Source organism: Streptomyces sp. NPDC008139 (genome assembly GCF_042957025.1).
In the GTDB taxonomy this organism is placed as follows: Bacteria; Actinomycetota; Actinomycetes; order Streptomycetales; family Streptomycetaceae; genus Actinacidiphila.
The window spans coordinates 26,662-50,015 of sequence record NZ_JBIBHM010000024.1; the positions used below are offsets into that span (position 1 = coordinate 26,662).

19 protein-coding genes are annotated in these 23,354 nt (G+C 73.5%); 14 read left to right on the forward strand and 5 right to left on the reverse strand.

The genetic code is table 11. From position 1 onward, the window contains the following. Positions 1–111 precede the first annotated feature (111 nt). From ACFZBB_RS33390 to ACFZBB_RS33425, 8 genes are all read left to right on the forward strand, one after another. A complete protein-coding gene (locus ACFZBB_RS33390; RefSeq protein ID WP_355333292.1) occupies positions 112–618 on the forward strand; it encodes a hypothetical protein in 507 nt (168 codons plus the stop codon). 77 nt (positions 619–695) lie between these two features. Next, a complete protein-coding gene (locus tag ACFZBB_RS33395; protein ID WP_391130544.1) occupies positions 696–1,535 on the forward strand; it encodes a methyltransferase domain-containing protein in 840 nt (279 codons plus the stop codon). Continuing rightward, positions 1,532–3,148, forward strand: coding sequence for a CoA transferase (locus ACFZBB_RS33400; protein ID WP_391130547.1), 1,617 nt, complete (start codon positions 1,532–1,534; stop codon positions 3,146–3,148). Before ACFZBB_RS33395 ends, ACFZBB_RS33400 begins: the two co-directional genes overlap by 4 nt. After that, complete coding sequence (locus tag ACFZBB_RS33405) at positions 3,145–4,899, forward strand: AMP-binding protein (RefSeq protein ID WP_391130550.1); 1,755 nt, start codon at positions 3,145–3,147, stop codon at positions 4,897–4,899. Before ACFZBB_RS33400 ends, ACFZBB_RS33405 begins: the two co-directional genes overlap by 4 nt. 43 nt (positions 4,900–4,942) lie before the next feature. Further along, positions 4,943–5,986 carry a UbiA family prenyltransferase gene (locus ACFZBB_RS33410; RefSeq protein WP_391130553.1) on the forward strand — a complete coding sequence of 348 codons (1,044 nt, stop codon included), beginning with the start codon at positions 4,943–4,945 and terminating at the stop codon, positions 5,984–5,986. Then, positions 5,983–7,614, forward strand: coding sequence for an AMP-binding protein (locus ACFZBB_RS33415; RefSeq protein ID WP_391130556.1), 1,632 nt, complete (start codon positions 5,983–5,985; stop codon positions 7,612–7,614). The genes ACFZBB_RS33410 and ACFZBB_RS33415 overlap by 4 nt, the downstream gene beginning before the upstream one ends. Beyond that, positions 7,605–8,990 carry an FAD-dependent oxidoreductase gene (locus ACFZBB_RS33420; protein WP_391130560.1) on the forward strand — a complete coding sequence of 462 codons (1,386 nt, stop codon included), beginning with the start codon at positions 7,605–7,607 and terminating at the stop codon, positions 8,988–8,990. Before ACFZBB_RS33415 ends, ACFZBB_RS33420 begins: the two co-directional genes overlap by 10 nt. 50 nt (positions 8,991–9,040) lie before the next feature. Beyond that, a complete protein-coding gene (locus ACFZBB_RS33425; protein ID WP_391130563.1) occupies positions 9,041–9,358 on the forward strand; it encodes a hypothetical protein in 318 nt (105 codons plus the stop codon). A 174-nt stretch (positions 9,359–9,532) separates the two neighbouring features. Here the strand turns inward: ACFZBB_RS33425 and ACFZBB_RS33430 are convergent, their stop codons facing one another. Next, the gene (locus tag ACFZBB_RS33430; protein WP_391130585.1) at positions 9,533–10,543 is read right to left on the reverse strand and encodes an ABC transporter permease; all 1,011 of its coding nucleotides are present in this window, start codon (positions 10,541–10,543) and stop codon (positions 9,533–9,535) included. A 520-nt stretch (positions 10,544–11,063) separates the two neighbouring features. Between ACFZBB_RS33430 and ACFZBB_RS33435 the strand changes: the two genes are divergently transcribed. Then, positions 11,064–12,263: an Ig-like domain-containing protein gene (locus ACFZBB_RS33435; protein ID WP_391130588.1), complete on the forward strand. Its 1,200-nt coding sequence runs from the start codon at positions 11,064–11,066 to the stop codon at positions 12,261–12,263. Positions 12,264–12,435: 172 nt separating this feature from the next. Here ACFZBB_RS33435 and ACFZBB_RS33440 read toward each other — a convergent pair whose 3' ends face one another. Further along, on the reverse strand, positions 12,436–13,320 hold the full coding sequence (locus tag ACFZBB_RS33440; RefSeq protein WP_391130566.1) for a DUF3152 domain-containing protein: 885 nt from the start codon (positions 13,318–13,320) through the stop codon (positions 12,436–12,438). A gap of 162 nt (positions 13,321–13,482) precedes the next feature. Between ACFZBB_RS33440 and ACFZBB_RS33445 the strand changes: the two genes are divergently transcribed. Genes ACFZBB_RS33445 through ACFZBB_RS33455 form a run of 3 tightly spaced genes read left to right on the forward strand, consistent with a single transcriptional unit; the run spans position 13,483 to position 16,318 of the window. Then, entirely contained in the window at positions 13,483–14,202 is a 720-nt protein-coding gene (locus tag ACFZBB_RS33445; RefSeq protein WP_188279988.1) for a response regulator transcription factor, read from the forward strand. Then, positions 14,199–15,767, forward strand: a complete 1,569-nt coding sequence (locus ACFZBB_RS33450) for an ATP-binding protein (RefSeq protein ID WP_391130570.1) — start codon at positions 14,199–14,201, stop codon at positions 15,765–15,767. The genes ACFZBB_RS33445 and ACFZBB_RS33450 overlap by 4 nt, the downstream gene beginning before the upstream one ends. Further along, entirely contained in the window at positions 15,764–16,318 is a 555-nt protein-coding gene (locus tag ACFZBB_RS33455) for a hypothetical protein (protein WP_391130573.1), read from the forward strand. Before ACFZBB_RS33450 ends, ACFZBB_RS33455 begins: the two co-directional genes overlap by 4 nt. A gap of 135 nt (positions 16,319–16,453) precedes the next feature. Here the strand turns inward: ACFZBB_RS33455 and glpK are convergent, their stop codons facing one another. From glpK to fahA, 3 genes are all read right to left on the reverse strand, one after another. Beyond that, positions 16,454–17,971, reverse strand: a complete 1,518-nt coding sequence (gene glpK, locus ACFZBB_RS33460; RefSeq protein ID WP_391130591.1) for a glycerol kinase GlpK — start codon at positions 17,969–17,971, stop codon at positions 16,454–16,456. A 141-nt stretch (positions 17,972–18,112) separates the two neighbouring features. Next, positions 18,113–18,967 carry an MIP family channel protein gene (locus ACFZBB_RS33465; RefSeq protein ID WP_391130576.1) on the reverse strand — a complete coding sequence of 285 codons (855 nt, stop codon included), beginning with the start codon at positions 18,965–18,967 and terminating at the stop codon, positions 18,113–18,115. Between the two features lie 255 nt (positions 18,968–19,222). Then, entirely contained in the window at positions 19,223–20,461 is a 1,239-nt protein-coding gene (fahA, locus tag ACFZBB_RS33470) for a fumarylacetoacetase (RefSeq protein ID WP_391130579.1), read from the reverse strand. 307 nt (positions 20,462–20,768) lie between these two features. On the opposite strand from fahA, the gene ACFZBB_RS33475 reads away from it, so the two are divergent. Beyond that, positions 20,769–22,178, forward strand: a complete 1,410-nt coding sequence (locus ACFZBB_RS33475) for an SDR family NAD(P)-dependent oxidoreductase (RefSeq protein WP_391130594.1) — start codon at positions 20,769–20,771, stop codon at positions 22,176–22,178. Positions 22,179–22,984: 806 nt separating this feature from the next. After that, positions 22,985–23,203 carry an MbtH family NRPS accessory protein gene (locus tag ACFZBB_RS33480; RefSeq protein ID WP_391130582.1) on the forward strand — a complete coding sequence of 73 codons (219 nt, stop codon included), beginning with the start codon at positions 22,985–22,987 and terminating at the stop codon, positions 23,201–23,203. Positions 23,204–23,354: the final 151 nt, after the last annotated feature.

A 23,354-nucleotide genomic window follows, 5' to 3' on the forward strand; every position in this document is an offset into this window, starting at 1 on the left:
CCCGCGACACGGCGACGGCGGCACATCTCACAGTCATATGCGAACCTTCTTCCTATATGGTCCACTTCGTGCGAACCCGGACATTCGGTCCGGACCGTTCGAGGAGAGTTCATGACCCGTTTTGTCACGGCGAAGCGTGCCGCTGTCGCAGCCACCGCCACCGGCGCCGCAGCCCTCGCCCTGGTGGCCGGTTCCTCCGCCACCGCCACCGCGACCGCCACGCAGGTACGCGCCACCCCGCCGTCGCTGACGCTGGACTTCAGCGGCAACAACAGCGCGGGCGCCGCCGCCAGCACCGTGGGCGCGGGCTTCGGCGGCAGCGCCACGGTCAAGGACTCCTCCGGGAAGCCGGTCGGCACCGCCTACGACATGTGCGACAAGGACGCCATCTCCGCCAAGGAGGTGACCGCGTTCTGCCACGCGAACATCGTCTTCAACGGCGGTGACCAGGTCGCCCTCTCGGTGGTCTTCCCGATTCAGAACCCGCTCACCGCGACCTACCCGAAGTCCTTCGACGGCGTCGTCGTCGGCGGCACGGGCGCCTACAAGGGCCTCACCGGCGCGGCCCACTTCACCAACACCGCGCTCGCGGTCTACACGGTGAGCTGGGACGCCTGACGGATCTGAAGTCCTTTCCGGTGGGCCGTCGTCCGGACGGCGGCCCACCGCCACCCCGCCCACGCACCGGAGAGTCCATGCCAGCCGCGAGTCCCGGCACGACCACCGCCACGGCGGCGACGGCCGACCGCCCCGAAGGCGACTACGCCTTCGACAACGACAGCCCGTACGCCACCGAGCAGCACCGCTGCCTGGCCGCCGCGCACGACGCGATCACCACCGCGCGGCTGGCGGAGACCGGCGTCGGCCCCGGCTGGGACTGCCTGGAGGCGGGAGCGGGCGGCGGCAGCGTCGCCCTGTGGCTGGCCGACCGCACCGCGCCCGGCGGCAGCGTGCTGGCCACCGACATCAAGCCCGAGCACATCCCCGACCGCCCCGGGCTCGAACAGCGCCGCCACGACATCGTGCGCGACCCGCTCCCCGACGCGGCCTTCGACCTCGTCCACTCCCGCCTGGTGCTCACTCACCTGCCCCAGCGGCGGGCCGTGCTCGGCCGGCTGCTGCGTGCCCTGCGGCCCGGCGGGCACCTGCAGTTGGAGGAGTTCGACATCGACTACGCGCCGGTGCTCCTCGCCCCCGACGAGCGCACCCGCGCGGGCTACGAGGCGTTCCGGGCCGCCAAGGGCCGCGTGCTGCGGGCGGCGGGAGCCGACCCCGCGTGGGGCCGCACCTGCGCCGCCGACCTGCGGGCCGCCGGATTCACCGACATCGAACCCGTACCGCACCTCGTGCCCTGGACGGCGGACTCACCTGGCCTGCGGCTGCAACTGCACCACACCTACCACCTGCGGGACGCGCTCCTGGAGCACGGGATGACGGAGGACGAACTGCTCGCGGCGCGCGACGCGATGCGCCACCCGGACTTCCGCGCCGCCTCCTGCGTCCTGTACTGCGTACAGGCGAGGCGACCGGAGTGAGGGCCACCGCGGCCGGCCCCCGCACCACCGCGGCGCCGCATATCGGCACGGCGCCGGTTTCCGCGCGCGGCGGCGCGCCCGCCACGGCCGTCCGGCTCGCCGTCGCCCACCTGCGGGCGCTCGGCTGCGGCACCGAGCACGGCCGGTCGGGAGCGTTCACCGCGCACTACGGCCGGGTCCGGGCGCGTTGCGAGGTGAGCTGGGCCGGGCCCGTGGACCTCCCGCTGACCCGTGAGGCCGACGTACAGGCCGCGTGCGGTCTGACGCAGGTGCACGGCCGCCGCTACGGAGGCCCGACCCCGCTCGGCGTCGACTACGCCTCCTGCGTCGCGGGCGCGCTCGCCGCCACCGGAACCCTCGCCGCGCTCGCCGCCGGGCCCGCCGACGACGGTGGCGAGATTCGCGTCACCACCTCGGTCGCCCAGGCGGCGCTGCTCTCGGTCGGCCAGCACCTGGCCGCCGCGACCGCGGCCGACGACTGGCCGGAACCCCACGCACCCGGCGGCCCGCCCTTCGCTGCCGCCGACGGCGTCCGGTTCGAACTGGAGACCCTGGACCCCGAGGCGTGGCGCGGATTCTGGTCCGCGCTCGGCGTGGACCGCGCGGACGCCGCGCGCGGCTGGCTCCCCTTCCAGCAGCGGTACGCCACCGCGGTCTGCCCGCTCCCGCCCGCCCTCCACGAGGCCGTCGCCCGGTTGCCCTTCCCCGAACTCGGCCGCCTCGCCGACGCGATCGGCGTGGATCTGACCCCGGTCGCCGCGGGGCCGCCCCCGTGGGCGGACGGCGACGAGCGGCCCTGGCGGCTGCGCCCCACCGGCCCGACGGCCGCGCCGCAGGCCGCGCCCGGCACCGGGGCGCCGCTGGACGGGGTGACCGTCGTCGAGGTGTGCCGCCGCGTCCAGGGCCCGCTCGCCGGGCACCTGCTGCGGCTGCTCGGCGCGCGCGTCGTCCGCGTCGAGCCGCCGGGCGGCGACCCGATGCGGGGCATGCCGCCCATGGCGGGCGGCACATCGGCCCGCTTCGCCGCCCTGAACGACGGCAAGGAGACGGTGGAGGCGGATCTGACCACCGCGTCCGGCCGCGCCGGGGTCCGCGAACTCGTCGCGGGGGCCGAGGTGTTCCTGCACAGCCTGGCCCCCGGCAAGGACCGGCGGTTCGGGCTCGACGCCGACACCCTGACCGCCCACCGCCCCGGCCTGGTGCACGCCGCCGCCTCCGGCTGGGGCGACGAGCGCGGCTCCCGGCCTCCCGTCGGCACCGACTTCCCCGTACAGGCGTGGACGGGCCTCGCCGCCCTGGTCACCCCGCCGGGACTGCCGCCGACACCGTCCCTGCTCACCCTCACCGACGTGCTGGGCGGCGTGATCTGCGCGGAAGGCGCCGTGGCGGGGCTGCTCGCGGCCCGGCGGACCGGGCGCGGACAGGCCGTCACCTCCTCGCTGCTGTCCGCCGCCCGGCTGCTGTGCGGGCCGCGGTTCCGCTCGGCTCCCGCGCGGGCGACGGTCCCCGACCGCGCCGACCTGACCGACCTCGCGGCGGACCCCCGCCTCGCGCCCGCGCTCGACCGCGACCTGTGCACGCTGGCCGCAAACCCCTGGGAGTTCCACCGATGACGACTCCGGTGGAGACGCCGACCGACGAAACACCTCCCGTACGGGCGGCGGCCGGACGCACATGGCGGTCCCGCAACGGAATCGTGCTGCGCGACGCGGTCCCGGCCCCGCTGCGGCGGCGCTGGGCCCGGCGCGAGGAGTGTCCCGACACGGGTCTGTACGCGGCCTTCGCCGAGCACGTACGCGACCACGGCGACCGGACGGCCGTACGTACTCCCGACCTCGCGCTGACCTACCGCGAACTCGACGTGCGGGTACGCGGGATGGCGTCGGCGCTGGGTGCGCTCGGCGCCGGTCCCGGCGATGTGGTCGGCATCCGGCTGAACGGCGGCTGGCCCGCGCTGGCCACGGACCTCGCCGTCGCCGCCGTCGGCGCGGTCGCCCTTCCCTGGCCCACGGGGCAGGGCACCCGCGAGAGCCACGCCCTGCTGGAGCTGTCCCGCGCCCGCTACATGGTGAGCGACACGCCACTGGACCACCGGCACGGACCCCTCCCGTACCTGGAACGCCTCACCACGGTCGGGGAACTCCTCTACGGCGACCCCGACGGATGCGTCCCCGCCGTCGTGGACCCCGAGGACCCGGCGCGCATCCTGGTCTCCTCGGGCTCCGAGGCCGCGCCCAAGATGACCGCCTACAGCCACAACGCGCTGCTCGGCGGACGCGGCAGCTACGTGGACGCGGTGCTGCGCGGCGGCGTCGGCGGAGACCACACGGCCACCGGCACCGGCCAGGACACGCCCGGCAGCGGCGACCCCGGCACCGGCGAAAGCGCCGAGGACGGCGGCCCGGCCGCGCTCGTCCTGGTCCCGCTCGCCTCCTCCTTCGGCTCCTTCGGACTGGTCGCCCTCGCCCGCTGCGGCGCGACCCTCCACCTGCTGGACCGCTTCGACCCCGGCGCCGCCCTGCGCGCCGTCACCGACTGGCGGCCCACCCACGTCGTCGCCGTACCCACCATGCTGGGCCGGATCGCCGACCACCCCACCGTGCCCGGCGAGGACCTGGGCTCGCTGCGGGCCGTCGTCTCCAGCGGCGCCCCGCTCACCTCCACGGTCCTCGCCGCCGCGCTGCGCCGCTTCGGCCGCCCGGTCACCAACGTCTACGGATCGAGCGACGGCGTGAACTGCCGTATCACCTGGACCGGTTCTGACGGCGACGTCCGCCGCGTCGGACACCCGGACCCGCGCGTCACCGACCTGCGCGTCTGCGGCGCGGACGACCGGCCGCTGCCCGCGGGGCACAGCGGCGAGATCCAGGCCCGCGGCCCGATGAGCCCGCTGGCCTACGTCGGCGCGCCCGACCTCGACCTGCGCTACCGCACCGACGACGGCTGGATCAGGACCGGTGACCTCGGGGTCTTCGACGACGACGGTTCGCTGCGCGTTCTGGACCGGATCAGGCAGACCGTGATCCGCGGCGGCTGGACGATCAGCCCCGCCGAGGTCGAGGAGGAGCTGCACACCCACCCGCACGTCGCCGAGGCCGCCTGCGTACCCGTCCCCGACCCGGATCTCGGCGAACGGCTGTGCGCCTTCCTGGTCCAGCGCCCGGGCACGGCGCCGCTGACCGTCGCGGCGCTGTCCGCGTATCTGACCGGCGAGCGCGGTCTGGCCCGGCGCAAGCTGCCCGAACTCGTGCTGCACCTCGACCGGTTGCCGCTCGGTGCCACCGGCAAGGTCTGCCGCCGCACCCTCGCCGCCGCGGCCCTCGCCCACCAGCCAGAAGACCCGGTACGCGCCCCCCGGCGCTGAGCAGCGCCTGAGCCACACCGCACCGCAGGAGGAGCACCCGCCCATGGAACCCGCGCCCGTACTCGACACCGCGGCCAGGCCCCCCGTCGGCGCCGTTCCCGCCGCCGACACCCCGCCGATCGCGCCCGGCAGTTGGCGCGCCTACGCCAAGCTGGCCAAGCTCGACATCCTCGACTACTACCTGAGCGTCCCGCTGGCCGCCGCGATGCTCGTCCCGTTCGGCGTCCTCACCGGGGCCGGGCTCGTCACCGGGGCCGGGCTCCGGCCCGAGGCCACGGGACGCGCCGCGCTCGTGCTGGTCCTGTTCTTCCTGGGCGAACTGACCATGGTGGCCGGGATGGTCGCCTTCGACGACGTGACCGGCTACCGCGACGGCAGCGACGCGGCCAACTACGGCCCCGACGCCGCCGCCCGCCGCCTCGCCCGTAAACCGCTGGTCGCCGGGACGCTCACCGAGCGGCAGGCGATCCGGTTCGGCTGGGCGGCGGTCGCGCTGTGCGCGCTGTTCTGGGGAGCGGCCGTCCTCGCCGCTCCCGCCCGGCCGCTGTGGGCGGTGCTCGGCACGGCGGCCTGCGTGCTCTTCGGGTTCCAGTACTCCTGGTGGCTGAAGTTCAGCTACCGCGGCGGCCAGGAGATCTTCCTGGCCGCGCTCGGCTGGGGCTATGTGCTGCCGCTCTTCGGCCTGCTGAACGGCAGCGCACCCGGCTTCGTCGTCGTGCAGGCGCTGATCTTCGGGCTCGGCCCCGTGCTGTTCGGCGTCTACTCCAACATCAACGACCGGGACGGGGACCACGCGGTCGGCCGGCTGACCGTGGCCGCCGTCGCCTCCGAGCGCGGCAACTCCGCCTTCATCGCCGGGGTTTCCGGGCTGGAGGCCCTGCTGATCGTCGTCCCCGCCGCCGTCGGGATCGCGCCGTGGTGGTTCCCGCCGCTCATGTCGCCCGTCCTCGTGCTGCGCGCCCGCCAGTGGGTGCGCGGCAATCGGCGCGGTGACGTCCTGGGGGCCCGCACCCGCGGCATCCGGCTGCACCGCCTCGCCACCGCGCTGATGATCGCGGCCGACCTGCTGCTGGCGGTGACCCGGTGACCAAGCCCCTCGACCCCGGCATCGCCTTCGACGCGCTCGCCCGCCGCGGCTCGCCGACCGTCGTCCACCTCAGCCGCCCCCTCGACCTCGCGCCCGAGGAGGGCACCCGGTGGACGGTGCCCCAACTGGCCGGCCTGGTACGGGACACCGCCGCGCGGCTCGCCGCGGCGGGGGCGGCCCCGGGCGACCACGTGGCCGTCGTCAAGCGCAACCACTGGGACTACGTCCTGCTCGCCTGCGCCGCCGTCCGGATCGGCGCCGTCCCCGCGCTGCTCTCCGACCACCTCGCCCCCGAGGTGCTCGACACCCTGCTCGAACGACTGCGCCCCGCCGTCCTGGTCACCCAGACGCACCTACTGCGCAAGGCCGCCCGAGCCGATGTCGAGCTGGCGCGCCACGCCGCGTGCACGCTGACCCTGGACAGCGCGAGCCTGCACGACTCGGTACCGGACGACACCCGGCCGCACCAGCCGGTCCGCTCCTTCCACGACCTGCCCGCACGGCCGCTCGCCCCGATCCACCGCCGCGGTGACGGCGAGCCGCTGGCCGTGCACCACACCTCGGGGACCACCGGCGTGCCCAAGCTGGTCGTCCACTCCACCACGACGCTCATCCGGCGGCTCGCCGGATTCGAGGCCAGGCGCTGGCCCGTGGTCACCCCGCGCGCCGGCGACACCGTCGCCAGCGCCATCTCCTTCGCGCACGGCCGCGCGCTCGCCTGGACCGTCAGCGCGCTGTGGCACCAGCCCCGCGAGGTCGTGATCGTCGCCGACTCCGATCCCGACGCGGCCCGCCGCACCCTGACCGCGCACCCGCCCACCGTCCTGGAAGCGCTGCCCTCCACGTATGTGCGCTGGCAGCGCCTGGCCGCCGAGCCCGACAGTCCCTTCCGGGACGTACGCATGTACATCTCCACCTTCGACGCCGTCCACCCGCCGACCGTGCGGGTCTTCCTCGACGCCAGCCGGCGCGCCCGGCCGCTGTGGATGCAGGGCTGGGGCCAGACCGAGACCGGGCCGCTCACCTTCCGCTTCCTCACCCGAGGGGCGCTGGCCCACCGCGCGGAGCGCCATCCCACCACCCGCGACCTGGGCCGCCCGGTCCCCGGCTGGGTCGGCCTGCGGGTGGTGGACCCGCGGACCTTCCAACCCGTGCCGCGCGGACAGGTCGGCCTCGTCCTCACCCGGACCAAGGCCCGCTGCCTCGGCTACCTCGGCGAACAGGACCGCTGGGACGAGAAGGCGCACGGGCCCTGGTTCAACACCGGTGACCTCGCGGTCCGCACGCGCGGCGGCTCGCTGATCCTGCTGGACCGGGAGGTCGACATGATCCCGGGGCTGAGCTGCGTGGAGCTGGAGGACGTCCTGCACGACCGGCTGCCCGAGGTCGAGGAGGCCGTCGTCCTCGGCGTCGTGGACCGCGACCCGCAGACCGTCCTGGTCGTCAACGCGCCCATCGACCCGGCCCGTTGGCGGCACGCCGTACGCGACCTGCCCGCGCTCGCCGAACCCCTCACGGTGGACTGGGACGCCGTCCCGCGCACCGCCACCGGCAAGGTCCGCCGCCATGAGCTGCGCGACCGCTATCTCGCCGGCACCGCCGCCCACGGAACCGGGAGATGGACGTGACGGACCTCGACGTCGCGGTCGTCGGCGGCGGAATCGGCGGCCTCGCCGCCGCCTACCGGCTGCGACGGGCGGGCCGGTCCGTGCGGGTCTTCGAGGCCGCCCCGCGCGTCGGCGGACGCATGGCCAGCTCCCTCGTCGACGGCTGCCTCGTCGACGAGGGAGCCGAGACCATCGCCACCCGCGGCTACCAGGCCACCTGGCGCCTCATCGACGAACTCGCCGTGCCGCCCGAACACCTCATCCCGGTGCGGGCCGGATTCGCCCTCTGGCACGAGGGCCGCGCCCACGCCAGGCTCGGCCACCCGGCGGGGCTGCTCACCGGCGCGGGCATGTCCTGGCGCGGGCGGCTGGACTGGCTGCGCTTCACCGCCCGACTGCTGCGCCGACGCGGGGACTTCGACGCCGACCGGCCCGAACTCGCGCCGCCCGGCACGGCCACCCTCGCCGAGTACGCCCGCGCCTACCACCCCGACCTGCACGACCGCCTGCTCCAGCCGCTGTCGGGCCACTGCTTCGGCTGGCACTCGGAACGCTCGGCCGCCGCCCCCATGCTCGCCACGCTGCTCGCGGTGGGCGGCGCCGGAGCCCGCTGGACCACCTACACCACCGGCATGGACACCCTCCCGCGCGCCCTGGCCGAACGGGTCCCCGTACAACTCGGCAGCTCGGTCAGGGCCGTTGAACGGGTCGGCGCGGACGAGGCACGGCTGCACCTCGCCGACGGCGGGACCTTGACGGCACGTCAGATCCTGATCGCGGTACCGGCACCGGTCGCGCTGTCCCTGTACGCCGACCCGTCGCCCGACGAACGCGCCTATCTGGCGGCCTGTTCCTTCACCCCCATGCTCAAGGCCGTCTGCCTCCTCGACCGTCCGCTGCCCAGCCCGACCCGCGCCCCCAGCTACGCCCTGTCCGTTCCCGCGACCGAGAGCCGGATCTGCGGCGGCCTGCTCCTCGACCACCTCAAGGCCGAGGGCCGCGTCCCGCCGGGCCGCGGAATGGTCAGCCTCTTCGCCTCGCCCGCGATCGGCCCCCGCCTGCTCGACGCCGACGACGCCGAGGTCACCCGCACGCTCGTCGGCGAGGCCGAACGCTTTCTGCCGGGACTCGGCGAGGCCACCACCCGCACGCTCGTGCACCGCTTCCGGTACGGCCTGCCCGAAGCAACCCCCGCCGCGCTGGGCCTGCGCGCGGCCTTCGCCGCCCGGCCCGCGGGGCCCGTCGACTACGTCGGCGACTGGACTCTCCTGCGGCCCAGCAGCGAGGGCGCGGTCCGCTCGGCGGAACTGGCCGCGCGACGCGTCGCCGCGCGCACGGCCCACCCCTCTCGTCCGAAGCGCGCGGTGAGCCCGGCACCGACCGGCCGACCCGCCTGATTCGGCGCGCAAGTCCCACCCGCGAATCAAGTGCACTGGAGGCACCTGTCATGCGTCGAAGCACCACCATGATCGCGATGGCCGCCGTGGCCGTCGTCGGCCTCGCGGCCACTCCCGCCCAGGCCGCCACCGGCCAGGTCGTCGTCTTCTCCGTCGAGGGCCAGCCGCTCAAGGTCTACCAGGACCCCACCGGCTGTCAGCGACTCCCGGTCACGGCGCACGTGCTGGACAACCTCACCGACCAGCCGGTCAAGGTCTTCGCCGACCCCTTCTGCACGCTTCCGGCGACCCTTCCCACCTCCGGCGTCGGTGTCCTTCCGCCCGGCTACGGCACCCACGTCACCGGAGTCGGCAGCTTCTCCGCCTGACCACCGGTCGCTGTACGCGCGCCCGCCCGCCGTACCGCCGCAGTCGGGGTGCGGTGGTACGGCGGGCGGGCGGTCTGCCCGGTCAGGGCGTGAGGCGGTTCTGCCTCCGGAACAGGAACATGGCCTCGCGGAGCGAGTCGAGGCCGAGCATCACCATGAGGATGCGCCCGCGGGTCAGACCGTCGCCGGGAGGGGCATGGGGGCGGGGCGGCGACGGTCGCGCAGGGCGGCCGACAGCACCGACACGACGATGCCGCCGAAGGCCCAGGCGCCCAGGATCCACAGGGACCTGGTGATGTCGTGCCCGTCGAAGTAGACGGTGTTGCGGACCACGGTCGTCCCCGCGCCCGGCGGCAGGATCTGGCCGATGGCCCGCCAGAAGGGCGGCAGGAGAGCGGCCGGATAGACCCCGCCGGAGCTGGGATTGCCCAGGACGGTGAAGATCAGGATGGTCAGGCCGAGGCCGATGGTGCCCGCCACCGACTGGAGGGCGACGCCCACCGCGCCCGAGGCGAACACGATCAGGGTGCCGATGCCGACCAGGTCCCAGAAGGCACCGGGCAGGCAGTGCAGGACGGGACCGACGATCACCGCGCCGCCGAGGCCGGAGACGAAGGCGTAGGGCAGCATCGCGGTCAGCCGCACCAGGACGCGGCGCAGGGTGGGGCGCGCCGACCCGGCCGCCATGTTCAGCGCGGACGCGGCCAGATAGCCGCCGATCGTCCAGCTCAGGACGAGGTAGAAGGACGACAGGCCGCGCGAGTCGCCCTTCACCGGCGGACGGATGTCGCGTACGACGACCTCACGGTGCTGCGCCTGTCCCGCCAGCCGCACGACCTGGGTCGCCGCGTCCGAGGCGGAGGGGCCGCCCGCGGACGCGACCAGGACGGTGTCCGTCGTCCCGCGCGGGTCGACGACGACGGCGGCGTCGGTGCGCCGGTCCAGCAGCCGGGCCCTGGCCTCGGCGCGGTCGGCGACCGCGACGGCGTGCACCGGCTCACCGGGAAGGGCGTTGAGCCGGGCCACCGCGTCCTGCGCCGCGGCCTGCGGTGCGACCACGACGATCGGCACCCGGTGGGGCTTGGGCGAGTGGAAGGCGCCCATGTAGGACAGCGCGAAGCCCAGTTGCAGCAGGAGCACGCCCAGCATGACCAGGGCGGCCCTGAACGTGATCGCGTCCCGCAACTCCTCCACGATGCCGTGCCTGCCCGGCCTGTCGAGTACGACCCGACTGCTCCCCGTGCCCGTCAACGCCGTCCGCCCTTCTGGTACGCCGGGGCCACGAGCCCGGCCGAAGTCGTCAAATCCTCGGCTCCGCGTCGGCGTCCGTCGCCGGGGCGCGCCCACGGCGCCCGTCCCGGCAACCCGTTCGGCGTACGCCCGACCGCCACCACCGCCGTACACGAGCGCGGACAGCGCCCGCACCGGGACCGACGCCATGCGGACCGTGAGTCAGCTCAAGCCGTGAATCAGCTCAAGCCATGAGTCAGCTCAGCCCCTGAGCCGGGCCGAGGCTTCGGCCAGCTCGCGGCCTGAGGCCATTGCGGCGGTAAGGGTTGGGTATCAGTCATGCGGCACCTGCAACCGCTGGGGCGGTCGTACTCTCCTATAGTGCGACCGGCGAGATGGGGAGACTCGATTGATCACGGCAACGGCGGTTGACACCGCCGCTCAGGGCTCGCGTAAGCGGCGGGTGGCGAAGGGGATGTTGGCGTTGGCGCTCGGCGCCGTCCTGCTGGGGGCGACCGCCTGCAGCGGGAGCGCGGGCGCGTCGACCGACAAGGGAAAGCAGGACGGCAAGGGTTCGGCGTCGGGCGGTGCCACGACGACGCCTGCCTCGCAGGTGGCGCTGAGCATCGTGCCCAAGGACGGCGCGACCGGGGTGGACACCACGGGCGCGCTCAAGATCACGGCCGCCAAGGGCAAGTTGGTGAAGATCGCGGTGACCGACGCGGCCGACCACCGGCCGGTCGACGGCGCGATATCGGCGGACGGCACCAGTTGGAAGCCGTCCGGGATTCTGCGCACCGCGACCAAGTACACCGTGAACGCGGAGGCGGTGGACTCGGCCGGGCGCAGCACCGTACAGCAGTCGTCGTTCACCACGCTGAAGCCGCAGGCCGTCAACTACGGCGTGTTCAACGTGGATCCGGGCTCGACGTACGGCGTGGGCATGGAGGTGTCGATCCGCTTCAACAAGCCGGTCGCCGACCAGGCCGCGACGCACAAGGGGATCACCGTCACGGCGGACCCGCAGGTGCCCGTGGAGGGCCACTGGTTCGGCAACCAGCGGATCGACTTCCGGCCGGAGACGTACTGGGCGCCCGGCACCAAGGTCACGCTGCACATGAACCTCAACGGTGTGCAGATGTCGCCCGGTGTCTACGGTCAGCAGTCGAAGGACGTGAGCTTCACCATCGGCCGCTCGCAGACCTCGGTTGCCGACAACACCGCGAAGACGCTGAAGATCTACCGGGGCGGGAAGCTGTACAGGACGTACCCGGCGAGCCTCGGCGACCCTCAGCACACCACGTACAACGGCAAGATGGTGATCGAGGAGAAGGACCCGGTGGTGGACATGGACTCCCGCACCGTGGGCCTCGGCAACTCGTACCACATCAAGGACGTGCCGCACGGCATGCGGCTGTCCGACTCGGGGACCTTCGCGCACGGCAACTACTGGCGCCCGGTGTCGGTGTTCGGACACGAGAACACCAGCCACGGCTGCGTGGGCCTGCACGACGTGAAGGGCGGCGGCGACCCGAACACCCCGGCCGCCTGGTTCTACAGCCACTCGCTGATCGGTGACGTCGTCGAGGTCGTGCACTCGCCCGACAAGGTCATCGACCCGGGCAACGGCATCAACGGCTGGAACATGTCCTGGGCCACCTGGGTGGCCAACTGACCCTCGGACCACGGTCCCTGACCGCCCGGACACGCGTCCCGGACGGCCCGGCGAATGGGTCCCGGACAGTTGACGAACGGATCGCGGGCGGTTGACGAACGGATCGCGGCCCCGGAACGCTCAGGCGTTCCGGGGCCGTTCCGCGCCGGACACACCGGTGCGGACATCGATGTCAGGGCACCGGCGGTCCCGCCAGATACGTGCCGTGCGCGTCGTACGGCCACGCGTTCGCCACGCAGCCGTGCAGTCCGTCGATCTGCTGCATCATCGCGGGCGCCGGACGCCCGGGTCCGGGACACCCCTCGTGGCCGTGCCCGATGCGGTGGCCCACCTCGTGGTTGATGATCAGGGCGCGGTACTCGTGGAGCGGCCCGGGGAACTGCGGCGAACCGGTCCGCCAGCGCTTGAGGTTCACCACCACCTGGTCGCCGACGTCGCAGTTGACCTCGCCTCGGGTGTGCAGCCCGGCCGCCCCGCAGATCCGGTCCACAGTGTCGGGGCTGGCGATCTTCACCTCGAAGTCGTACCGGCCGCCGGAGACGAGCTGGAAGGCGTCGTGGCCGTCGGCGATCCAGCTCCGCCGGTCGCTGAGGATGCTCTCGATCTCGCGCGCCGCGTCGGCGGCTCTGACGCCCGTGCCCTGCTCGACCTGCACCTTGTAGCGGCGCAGCGTGCCGGTGCCGACCGACTTCCCCGACGCCTGGGCGGTGTCGAAGACGCCGTTGCCTCCGGTGCCGGGCGGGGGCGCGGACGACGGCGTGGACGCGGGCGCCCGCTCGGCGGGTGACGTGGAAGGCGCTGCCGGCGTCCTCGCCGGTTCGGTGGCGGCGGGCGCCGAACCCGCCGTAGCCCCGTCCGCCGCGTCCCCGCCCTTCCCGTCCTTCCCGCCATGCGCGGCGACCAGCAGCGCCCCGGCCACCCCGACCGCCGCCAGCGTGCCGAGCGTGTACGTCGTCCGCCGTCGCCTGCGGCGCCGTAGGGTCGCCAGGGAACGCCGCGTGCGGGCGGCGCCGCCCCCCGTCCGCCCCGCCGATTTCCGTTTCTTCTCCCGGTGCATGGCTGTTCACACTGCGGTCCCCGTGTGATGGCCCTTGGCCCAGAAGATCACGAAAGCGTAACCACGGCGGCGGACGGCCGCTGTATGACCCCTTCGTAACAGCTGCCCGGCCGAGCCCCTCCCACGGCCCTGCCCGCCCGGTCCTCACGCATACTGACCTGCATGCCCCGCGTTCTGCTCGTCGAAGACGACCCCGCGGTCCGCAAGGGCGTGCAGCTGGCCCTGCGCCACCAGGGACACGACGTCCTCGCCGCCGCGACCGGTGAGGAGGGCCTGAGCCACCTGCGCCCCTTCCGGCCCGACGTCGTCGTGCTCGACCTCATGCTCCCCGGCATCGCCGGACTCGACGTCTGCCGTCGCATACGCGAGCACGACCAGGTCCCGATCATCATCGTGACCGCGCGCGGCGACGACGTGGACGTGGTGGTCGGCCTGGAGGCCGGAGCGGACGACTACGTGGTCAAGCCGGTACAGGCCCGCGTGCTCGAAGCCCGCATACGCGCGGTGCTGCGCCGGATCGCCGCACCCGGCGCCGACGGCACCCGGCCCCGGCAGGAGTCGCACGGCGACCTGTCCATCGATCGCGCCGGGCTGCGGGTCTCCCTGCACGGCGAGCCCGTACCCCTGGCCCCCTCGGAACTGCGGCTGCTGCTGACCCTGTCGGCCTCGCCGGGCCAGGTGCTCAGCCGCCAGCAGCTCCTGGAAGCGGTCTGGGAGCACAGCTACCACGGCGACATCCGGCTGGTCGACGCCTGCGTGAAGCGGCTGCGCGGCAAGCTCGGCGGCGGACCGGGCACCGGGTCCGGCTACATCGAGACCGTACGGGGCTTCGGCTACCGCTTCCGCGCGCCGTACGCGCGGCCGCTCCAGCCGACCCCATGAGGTCCGCCGTCTCCAGGGCCCTCCTCGCGCTGCGCGGGCTGCGTACCCGGCTGGTGGTCGCCTTCGTGCTGGTCGCGGTCGTCAGCGCGCTGAGCACCGGGGCCCTCGCCTTCAGGGAGGCGCGGACCGGCGTGCTCCAGCAGAGCCAGGACGCGGTCATCCGGCAGTTCCGCGACAGCGTCGACGCGCTGGCCCCCGCGATCCCCGCGGAGCCCGACCAGGCGGCGATGGACTCGCTGGTCACCCAGGTCGCGAGGGCCCACCAGTCGCAGCGCTGGCAGGTCCTGGCCACGTACGGGGAGCGCCGCGCCGGATCCGCGCCGGAGAACGCCTTCGAGCGGCTGACCCCCGAACTCCTCGGGTCGGTGCGCGACCAGGCCGCCGCGGTCTTCCAACGGGTGAGCACGGACCACGGCCCGGTCCTCGTCGTCGGCCTGCCGGTCGCGTACCGCGTCGCCGAGAACCAGTCGCTGACGCTCTCCGGCCTCGTCATGTACCTGGTCGTGCCGCAGGACACCGAGCAGGCGTACGTCCAGGCCATGATCACCGCCATCAAGGACGCCGCGCTGTGGGCCGTGGTCCTCGCGGTCGTCCTGGCGCTCTTCGCCGCGCGCGGCGTGCTGCGCCCGGTACGCGCCCTGCGCCGCGCGACCCGGCGGATGGCGGAGGGCCACCTCGACGTACGGCTGGCCGTCAACGGCTCCGACGAACTCGCCGACCTCTCCCGGTCCTTCAACGACACGGCCGCCGCTCTGGAACGCTCGGTGACCGAACTGCGGCGGCTGGAGGCGCAGGCCCGGCGCTTCGTCGCCGACGTCTCGCACGAACTGCGCACACCGCTGGCCGCGATGTCCTCGGTCACCGACGTGCTGGACGAGGGCGCGGGCCGCCTCGACCCCGAGACGGCCACCGCGGTCGGCCTGATCAGCGAGGAGACGGTACGGCTCGCCCGGCTCGTGGAGGACCTGATGGAGGTGTCGCGCTTCGACGCGGGCGCCGCGCGGCTCAACCTGGACGAGATCGACCTGGCCGAGTCGGTGCGCCGCACCCTCGCCTCGCGCGGCTGGCTGGAGAAGGTCGACACCCGGCTGCCCGCGCCCGGCGCCCTGCGCGCCCGCGTCGACCCGCGCCGCCTGGACGTGGTGGTGGCCAACCTCGTCGGCAACGCGCTGCGGCACGGCGCGCCGCCGGTGGTGCTGTCGCTGAGCGCGGTCGGCGGGCGGTCCGCCGGGGGAGCGTGGGCGGTGATCGAGGTACGGGACGCCGGTCCCGGCATCCCGGAGGCGGCCCTGCCGCACATCTTCGAGCGCTTCTACAAGGCGGACACCTCGCGCAGCCGCAGCGAGAGCAGCGGCCTCGGCCTGGCCATCACCGCCGAGAACGTACGGCTGCACGGCGGCCGGATCACCGCCCGCAACGCCGGCGGCGGCTCCGTCCTCACCGTCGAACTGCCGCTGCGCCGCGACTCGGCCGCGGGCACCGCCGACGCCGGGGACCGCGCCGGTTCCGTCGGTTCTGCCGATTCCGCTGATTCCGCCGCCTTCGGAACCGAGGACGTCCGATGAGGCGCGCCGCCGGTCTGCTGGCCTGCCTGGCGTCCGCCGCCGCGCTCACGGCCTGCGGCGTCCCGCCGACCAGCGTCATCCAGGCGGGGGAGCCCGCGGTGGGCATGACCCCCGGCGTCACCGTCTACCTCCTCTCCGACGACACCTTGCGGGCGGTTCCCCGCCGCGCGCCCGACGGCGCCGGTCCGGTCGTCGCCCTGCGACTGCTGTTCGCGGGCCCCGGCGACGCCGACCCGACGACGCTCACCACGCGACTGCCGTCCCTGCCGCGGCCGCCCGTGATCGCCTTCGACGGCGTCACCACCGTCGTGCGCCTGCCCGCGGGCGTCGACCGCCTCTCGCCGCTGGCCATGGACCAGGTGGTGTGCACGGTGGCGGCCAATCCGGGCGGTCCGCGGCGCACCGCCCCGCCCGGCGGGGCCAGCGCCGTCCCGACCGCCGTCCCCGACGTCCCGACCATCGGGACCCCGCGGTCGGCGTCGCCCAGCCCCGACGTCCGCGTCATCGGCGCGGGCTGGGCGCTGTCCCGGCTCGTGGAGAACTGCCCCTAGCGACCGGCGGGCGACCGTACAGCCCGCTGAGCCGGTACGTCGGGGCCGCGGACACGCGTACGCCCCGCCGGTGGTGGGACCGGCGGGGCGTACGGGGGACGGCTGCGGAGGGCCGGGAGCCGCCCGGCCGCCGGACTACTCGACGTCGACCCAGTCCAGGGTCCGGTCCACGGCCTTCTTCCAGCCCTTGTAGCCCGTGGCGCGCTGCTCCTCGGTCCACTGGGGCTCCCAGCGGCGCGACTCGTGCCAGTGCTCGCGCAGCTCGTCGGTGTCGCGCCAGAACCCGGTGGCGAGACCGGCCGCGTAGGCCGCGCCCAGCGCGGTGGTCTCGGCGACCACCGGACGGCTGACCGGAACGCCCAGGACGTCGGCCTGGGTCTGCATGCACAGGTCGTTGGCCGTGACACCGCCGTCGACCTTGAGCACGTCCAGGTGCACACCGGAGTCCTGCTCCATCGCCTCGACCACGTCACGGCTCTGGTAGCACATGGACTCCAGCGTGGCCCGCGCCAGGTGGCCGTTGGTGTGGAAGCGGGCGAGGCCGACGATGGCGCCGCGCGCGTCGGACCGCCAGTACGGCGCGAACAGCCCGGAGAAGGCGGGCACGAAGTAGATCCCGTCGCTGCTCTCGACGGTCTTCGCCAGCCGCTCGCTCTCCGCGGCCTCGCTGATCAGGTGCATCTGGTCGCGCAGCCACTGCACCGCGGAACCGGTCACCGCGATGGAGCCCTCCAGCGCGTACACCGCCGGGGCGTCACCGAACTTGTACGCCACGGTCGTCAGCAGACCGTGCTCGGAGCGGACCGCCTCCGTACCGGTGTTGAGCAGCAGGAAGTTACCGGTGCCGTAGGTGTTCTTCGCCTCGCCCGGCGCGAAGCAGACCTGGCCGACGGTGGCCGCCTGCTGGTCGCCGAGCACACCCGTGATGGGGATCGGCGCGCTCAGCGGGCGCGAGGTGCGGGTGGTGCCGAACGCCTCGGGGTGCGACGACGCGTGGATCGTCGGCAGCATCGCGCGCGGGATGTTGAAGATGCCGAGCAGCTCCTCGTCCCAGTCCAGCGTCTCCAGGTCCATCAGCATCGTGCGGCTGGCGTTGGTGACGTCGGTGGCGTGGATGCCGCCGTTCGGACCGCCGGTGAGGTTCCACAGGACCCAGGAGTCCGTCGTGCCGAACAGCGCGTGCCCCTGCTCGGCGGCCTGGCGGACCCCGTCGACGTTCTCCAGGATCCACTTGATCTTGCCGCCGGAGAAGTACGTCGCGGGCGGCAGGCCCGCCCGGCGCCGGATCAGGTCGCCGTGGCCGTCGCGCTCCAGCGCCTTGGCGATCGAGTCGGTCCTGGTGTCCTGCCAGACGATCGCGTTGCCGTACGGGCGACCGGTGCGCGGGTCCCAGACGACGGTGGTCTCACGCTGGTTGGTGATGCCGATCGCCGCGAGGTCGGAGGCCGAGATTCCGGCCGACCGCACCGCGTTCTGGATCGCGACGTTGGTCCGCTCCCAGATCTCCACCGGGTCGTGCTCCACCCAGCCCGGCTTCGGCAGGTACTGGGTGTGCTCCAACTGGTGTTTGGCCACTTCGTTTCCGTCGTGGTCGAAGATCATGAAGCGGCTGCTGGTGGTTCCCTGATCCACCGCGCCGACGAAGTCCGCCATGGGTGCTTCCTGCCTTTCGTGGGTGTGCCGGACCGCGGTGTACGTGACCGCGGTGTGCGTGACCGCCGTCCGCACGGCCGCCGTGTACGTGACCCCCGCGCACCGACCGCGGGGGTGTACGGACCTCGTGGACCCGCGGGCTCAGACCTCGGCCGCGGGCTCGGAGGCGGGGGCGCGTCCCGGGGGCTCCGGCGGGGCGTCGGGCAGGAAACGGCCGACGAAGATCTTGTAGATCGCGCCACCGAGGACGCCGCCGATCAGCGGTCCGACGATCGGCACCCAGAAGTAGAGATTCCCCCACTGGTCGCGCCACGCCGTGCTGTAGCCCGTGATGTAGCTGGCCAGCCGCGGGCCCAGGTCACGCGCCGGGTTGATCGCGTAACCGGCGTTGGCGCCGTACGCCATGCCGATCGCGACCACGATCAGGCCGACGATGAACGGGCCGAGATTCGCGCGGGGAGCGGTGTTGAGCACATCGGTGACCGCGAGGATCAGGATCAGCAGGATCGCCGTGCCGATCACCTGGTCGCGGAAGGCTCCCCACTCGTGGACGCCGGCCGTCAGCGAGCCGTTGCCCGGCAGCGTGGCGAAGACCGTCTGCGTCTTGATGGTGTGGCCCGGGTCGGCGTGGCCCAGGATCTCGGAGTAGTTCCAGCGCACCAGCAGCGCGGCGACGAAGGCGCCCGCGGTCTGCGCCAGCGCGTAGGGCGCGACCTTCTTCCAGTCGAAGCCCTTGAACACCGCCAGGGTCAGCGTCACCGCCGGGTTGAGGTGCGCGCCGCTGAGTCGCGCGGCGACGTAGACACCGAGGGTGACGCCGAGCCCCCAGGCCCAGGCGATGCTGTCGTGGCCGCCGAGACCGCCCTTCGGATCGGTCAGCGCGCCGCCGCCGACGACTTGGGCCACGACGCCGACACCGATCAGAATGAGGATCATCGTCCCGACGAACTCCGCCGACAGTTCGCCCAGAAGTCCTGAGCGTGCACGTGTCGCCATGGATTCCCGCTTCCCGCCGGCCGCCGTATGGACCGGCTGTAGCTCGTCCCGCTCTTGGCCATGCGTCTTCTGCTCTCCGCATGCTCCTTCACACGGAAGCACGTGTGAACCGGCTGTGCCGGATGGGATTGCGCCGTACGGGGGGCGTGGTGGGAGAGGTGAGGCGAACACGGGAGTGGCGGCGGCGGAAGCGGCGACCGGTCTGTCAGAGGCGCGGGCGGTCCAGGGGCCCCGTCCGCCGAGGGCGGGTGTGTGTCAGGGGCGGGCGGGCTCGACGCGGCCGACGACCTCGCCGAGGCCGATCCGCGCACCGCCGGGGCCGGGCGCGGTGGCGCTGATCACCACCTCGTCGCCGTCCTCCAGGAACGACCGGCGCGTCCCGTCCGGCAGCTCCAGCGGTTCCTCGCCGTTCCAGGCCAGCTCCATCAGCGCGCCCCTGGTCTCCCGCCCGGGACCGCTGACCGTGCCCGAGGCGAAGAAGTCCCCGGTCCGCAGGCTCGCGCCGTTCACCGTCATGTGCGCCAGCATCTGCGCGTACGTCCAGTACATGGCGGCGAACGGCGGCCGGGACACCAGATGCCCGTTGAGCCGTACCTCCAGGGCGATGTCGAGGCCGTACGGCGGCCGCGCCGCGCGGTCGTCGAGATACGGCAGCGGCTCGGTGTCGCGGACCGGCGGGTCGGTACGGGCCTGCGCGAGCGCGGCCAGCGGCACCACCCACGGCGACACCGATGTGGCGAAGGACTTGCCGAGGAAGGGGCCGAGCGGGACGTACTCCCACGCCTGGAGGTCGCGCGCCGACCAGTCGTTGACCAGGCACACCCCGAAGACGTGCGCGTCCGCGTCGGCCAGCGCCACCCGGCCGCCGAGCGGCGAGGGCGCGCCCACCACGAAGCCCAGCTCCGCCTCGATGTCCAGCTTCCGCGAGGGGCCGAAGTCCGGCGCCGGATCGGCCGCCGCCTTGCGCTGCCCGCACGGCCTGACCACCGGCGTGCCGGAGACCACGACGGTGCCCGCCCGCCCGTGGTAACCGATCGGCAGATGCTTCCAGTTCGGGGTCAGCGGCTCGGACCCCGGCCGGAAGATCCGGCCGATGTTCGCGGCGTGGTGCTCCGAGGCGTAGAAGTCCACGTAGTCCGCCACCTCGAACGGCAGGTGCATCGTCAGCTCCGCGCGCGGCAGCAGGCACGGCTCGACGGCGTCGGCGTAGGTGTCGTCGGTCAGCCACGCGGTCAGCGCCGCCCTGACCCGCGTCCACAGCGGGCGGCCCGCGGCCAGCAGCGGGTTGAGCGAGTCCGCGCCGAGCGCGGCGGCCAGGTCGGCGGGCGCCCCGGCCGCCCGCGCCGCGGCCCCCGCGTCCAGCACGTGATCGCCGTACGCCACCCCGATCCGCCGCACGGCGGGCTCGTCGGCGGTGCTGAACACCCCGTACGGCAGATTGCGCACCCCGAAGGGCGCGTCGTACGGGACGGCGAGCGGGCTGCTGGCGCTCAACGGACCTCCAGGTGCGGCTCCTGCGCGGCGGAAACGACCCGAGGGTACCGCCGGGTCCCGCAGCCGGGTTTGGAGCTGCTACGGATGCAAACGTAAAGTTCGGCCGGGGCGGGGCACCCGGGGGCATCGCATGGGCACATACGGAGAGAGCAGCGGCGGGATGACGGCGACAACGCAGGACCTTCACGGCCACGGGGCCTACGAGGAACCGATCGGTGATGCCGAGGACACGGACGGCGCGGAGGGCGCGGACGTTGCGGAGGCCGTGGAGGGCTTCGCCGACGTGCCCGGCATCGATCCCGCGCGGATGGCGGTCTGCCTCGCCGTACTCGGCGAACTCGACACGCTGCCCGTCGACCACCCCGACGCCATCGCCGTACGCCGGGCCACCGCGGGCATCTACCGGTCGGTGAAGCAGCGCCGCCGCCAGGAGCGCCGGGCGGCCAAGACCGCCAACGACAAGGCCGTCACCGAGGCCACCGCGACCGGCGCCGCCGACCGGATCGACGACGAGACCCTCGGCATCCAGCTCACCGCCTCCGTCAGCACGGAGATCGCGGGCATCCTGGAGCGGCCCCGCTCCTGCTACGTCTGCAAGACCCGCTACGTCGAGGTCGACGCCTTCTACCACCAGCTCTGCCCGTCGTGCGCCGCCGAGAACCGGGCCCGCCGCGACGCGCGCACCGACCTCACCGGGCGCCGCGCGCTGCTCACCGGCGGACGCGCCAAGATCGGCATGTACATCGCGCTGCGGCTGCTCCGCGACGGCGCGCACACGACGATCACCACCCGCTTCCCCAACGACGCCGTCCGCCGCTTCAAGGCCATGCCCGACAGCGACGAGTGGATCCACCGGCTCAAGATCGTCGGCATCGACCTGCGCGACCCCGCCCAGGTCGTCGCCCTCGCCGACTCGGTCGCGGCGGCGGGCCCGCTCGACATCCTGATCAACAACGCCGCCCAGACCGTACGCCGTTCCCCGGACGCCTACCGCGAGCTGGTCGCCGCCGAGTCCGCGCCGCTGCCCGCGGGCGAACTGCCCGCCTCCGAGGTCTTCGGCGCCTTCGGCAGCGGCGCGCAGACCGCGGCCGCCCTCCCGGCCCCGCGCCGCGAGGACGCCCTCACCGCGCAGGACGTCACCGACCTCGCCCTCGTCAGCGGCTCCGCCTCGCTCGCCAGGATCGAAGCGGGCACCGCCATCGACGCGGGCGGGCTCGTGCCCGACCTCGACCCCACCAACACGTGGGTGCAGACCGTCGGCGAGGTCGACCCCGTCGAACTCCTCGAAGTCCAGCTCTGCAACGTCACCGCGCCGTTCGTCCTCGTCAGCCGGCTCAGGCCCGCCATGGCCGCCGCCGCGGCGCGCCGCAAGTACGTCGTCAACGTCTCCGCCATGGAGGGGCAGTTCAGCCGCGGCTACAAGGGCCCCGGCCACCCCCACACCAACATGGCCAAGGCCGCGCTCAACATGCTCACCCGCACCAGCGCCCAGGAGATGCTCGACACCGACGGCATTCTCATGACCGCCGTCGACACCGGCTGGATCACCGACGAACGGCCCCACCCCGACAAGGTCCGGCTCGCGGCCGAGGGCTTCCACGCCCCCCTCGACCTCGTCGACGGCGCCGCCCGCGTCTACGACCCCGTCGTCCGCGGCGAGCGCGGCGAGGATCTCTACGGCTGCTTCCTGAAGGACTACGCCCCCTCCGCCTGGTGACACCGCGCGGGCGGTGACGCTCATCCGCTGCCGCTGCCCCTGAAGTTGCCGCCGACGACCCATCGGACCGGGCCGGGCCGCACCGGGCCGTTCCGGCGATCACGCGTCGCCGCGCGTACCAGGAATGCTGAGCAGTCCGCCTACGCGCGTCCGCGTCGCCGTACGCGCAAGGTCGTAGATCTCAGGTCCCACGCCGCTCACGCGCCCCTCCCGTGCCCCGAGCGCAACCGGCGTGCGGGGGGCGCGCGGCACCCGGCGCCCGCACGGCGCATTTCCTGGCGCGCACCTGTGACGTGCGAATTCCCCGCGGAGCGGAATCACCGAATCCGGTGGCCTATGCCAGCCGCTCTTGCCGAATAATCCGTGATGACGCCCGGTCGATTACCGATGTGCGGATTTGGCCATTAACGAGCGCCGCTGATTCCGCGCCGTCGTTTCGGGCGCCCAGGGGGCGAGCTTTACGTGATGCGGTGCCCTGACATTTATCTACGGCCCGGCCGGTCCGCTCCGCTACCGTCGAAGAAGGCGCAGTTCGGGACGGGGTGTACCAGGTAATCGAAAATATGTCCGCCCTCGCTGGGGCCTACATACCCCGGTTCTTCGATCTGAATCAGGTGAGGAGAAAATTCGTACACCCAACAGGTGAAACCGGCCAATCGTCGACCTCCCGGCAGTCTTTCCATCCGAAGAAGTCGGCTGTTGTACTCTGACGATGATGCGAATAGGGACAGGGCTGTGCCGCCCCGCGCTTTACCGGGGCCCGTACGGCGAGAAGAAACGGAAAACTGAGGGAAGGTGGAGCGGCCATGGTTAATCCTTTCGACGACGACTCGGCTCGGTTCGTCGTATTGGTGAACGACGAGGGACAGCACTCCCTGTGGCCCGCCCATCTCGACCAACCCGGCGGCTGGCACGCGGACGGTCCGGAGAGATCCCGTCAGGAGTGCCTGGACGCGATCGAGAAGTCCTGGATCGACATGCGGCCCGCGAGCTTGGTGCGCGCGATGGAGGCGGACGTCCGGTAGGCGGAATCCCGGGTCGGGGCCCCCCCCCCGGGGGGCGGGGGGGGCCCCCCCCCCCCCGGGGGGGCCCCCCCCCCCGGGGGGGGGGCCCCCCCCCGGGGCCACACCCGCTGCCAATAGGGGCGGGGATGGACTAATTAGTCGCGGGGGTGTA

Bases quoted from the DNA above. Each gene is read 5' to 3' on its own strand.
- ACFZBB_RS33390 (WP_355333292.1), top strand. From the start codon at position 112: ATGACCCGTTTTGTCACGGCGAAGCGTGCCGCTGTCGCAGCCACCGCC.
- ACFZBB_RS33395 (WP_391130544.1), top strand. From the start codon at position 696: ATGCCAGCCGCGAGTCCCGGCACGACCACCGCCACGGCGGCGACGGCC.
- ACFZBB_RS33405 (WP_391130550.1), top strand. From the start codon at position 3,145: ATGACGACTCCGGTGGAGACGCCGACCGACGAAACACCTCCCGTACGG.
- ACFZBB_RS33410 (WP_391130553.1), top strand. From the start codon at position 4,943: ATGGAACCCGCGCCCGTACTCGACACCGCGGCCAGGCCCCCCGTCGGC.
- ACFZBB_RS33420 (WP_391130560.1), top strand. From the start codon at position 7,605: ATGGACGTGACGGACCTCGACGTCGCGGTCGTCGGCGGCGGAATCGGC.
- ACFZBB_RS33425 (WP_391130563.1), top strand. From the start codon at position 9,041: ATGCGTCGAAGCACCACCATGATCGCGATGGCCGCCGTGGCCGTCGTC.
- ACFZBB_RS33435 (WP_391130588.1), top strand. From the start codon at position 11,064: ATGTTGGCGTTGGCGCTCGGCGCCGTCCTGCTGGGGGCGACCGCCTGC.
- ACFZBB_RS33440 (WP_391130566.1), bottom strand. From the start codon at position 13,320: ATGCACCGGGAGAAGAAACGGAAATCGGCGGGGCGGACGGGGGGCGGC.
- ACFZBB_RS33445 (WP_188279988.1), top strand. From the start codon at position 13,483: ATGCCCCGCGTTCTGCTCGTCGAAGACGACCCCGCGGTCCGCAAGGGC.
- ACFZBB_RS33450 (WP_391130570.1), top strand. From the start codon at position 14,199: ATGAGGTCCGCCGTCTCCAGGGCCCTCCTCGCGCTGCGCGGGCTGCGT.
- ACFZBB_RS33455 (WP_391130573.1), top strand. From the start codon at position 15,764: ATGAGGCGCGCCGCCGGTCTGCTGGCCTGCCTGGCGTCCGCCGCCGCG.
- glpK (WP_391130591.1), bottom strand. From the start codon at position 17,971: ATGGCGGACTTCGTCGGCGCGGTGGATCAGGGAACCACCAGCAGCCGC.
- ACFZBB_RS33465 (WP_391130576.1), bottom strand. From the start codon at position 18,967: ATGGCGACACGTGCACGCTCAGGACTTCTGGGCGAACTGTCGGCGGAG.
- ACFZBB_RS33475 (WP_391130594.1), top strand. From the start codon at position 20,769: ATGGCGGTCTGCCTCGCCGTACTCGGCGAACTCGACACGCTGCCCGTC.
- ACFZBB_RS33480 (WP_391130582.1), top strand. From the start codon at position 22,985: ATGGTTAATCCTTTCGACGACGACTCGGCTCGGTTCGTCGTATTGGTG.